Genomic DNA, 789 nt, shown 5'->3' on the forward strand with positions numbered 1-789 from the left:
AGAAAGGGCCCCGGTGAAGAGGTTCCTTACCTCCCTCAATCGTCTGAAACAATCGCTCATGCAGCAAATGTTCGCCTGACCATGACCCCCGGCTACGTCTACATCCTCACCAACCCCAGCTTCCGCGAGGACTGGGTGAAGATCGAAAAGAGTTCGCGTCCCGTCGACGTCCGCTCGAAGGAGTTGGACAACACGGCGGTGCCTCTTCCCTTTGAGATCTACGCGACGCTGAGGACGGTGAAGTACCACGAGCTCGAACAGGCGGTCCACAAGACGATCGACCGCCTCACGGACCTCCGGATCCGACAGAACCGCGAGTTCTTCAACGTCCCGCCCGCGGTCGCGCTCGACATTCTCCGCGACCTGGCAAAAGTCGCGGACGACGCGGTGGTGACGCTCTATGAGAGCAACAAGCCGGTGGCGACGGCGGGAGTCGCCGAGGCCCTCCCCAGTCCCAAGACGAAGAAGCCGCGCCGGGAGAACTTCCGCTTCAGCATGGTGGACATTCCCATCGGAGCGAAGCTGACGTTTGAGCCCACGGGGCAGCAAGTGCGCGTCGCGACCGACGACAAGGTCGAGTACGAGGGGCGGCTCTACAGCTCCACCGCCTTCGCCGGCACGTTCATGCCCGAAGCGCGCCGGAACCGCTCCGGGGCTTACCATGGTCAGATCTATCTGACGTTTGAGGGCGAAACGCTCTCCGACCGCCGCACCCGCTTCGAAGCCGAGGCCTCCGACAAGTCCCCCTCCGACGACGAATAAGGACTAGTAAGGGAATAACGTGTAATA

1 protein-coding gene is annotated in these 789 nt (G+C 61.9%); it reads left to right on the forward strand.

Going from position 1 to position 789, the window contains the following annotated elements:
* Positions 1-81 precede the first annotated feature (81 nt).
* Positions 82-762 carry a GIY-YIG nuclease family protein gene (locus tag HMPREF9440_RS00300; protein ID WP_008540376.1) on the forward strand — a complete coding sequence of 227 codons (681 nt, stop codon included), beginning with the start codon at positions 82-84 and terminating at the stop codon, positions 760-762.
* Positions 763-789: the final 27 nt, after the last annotated feature.

This window comes from Sutterella parvirubra YIT 11816 (genome assembly GCF_000250875.1).
Lineage (GTDB): Bacteria > Pseudomonadota > Gammaproteobacteria > Burkholderiales > Burkholderiaceae_F > Sutterella > Sutterella parvirubra.

Coding starts and splice junctions, on each gene's coding strand:
- HMPREF9440_RS00300 (WP_008540376.1), top strand. CDS start 82: ATGACCCCCGGCTACGTCTACATCCTCACCAACCCCAGCTTCCGCGAG.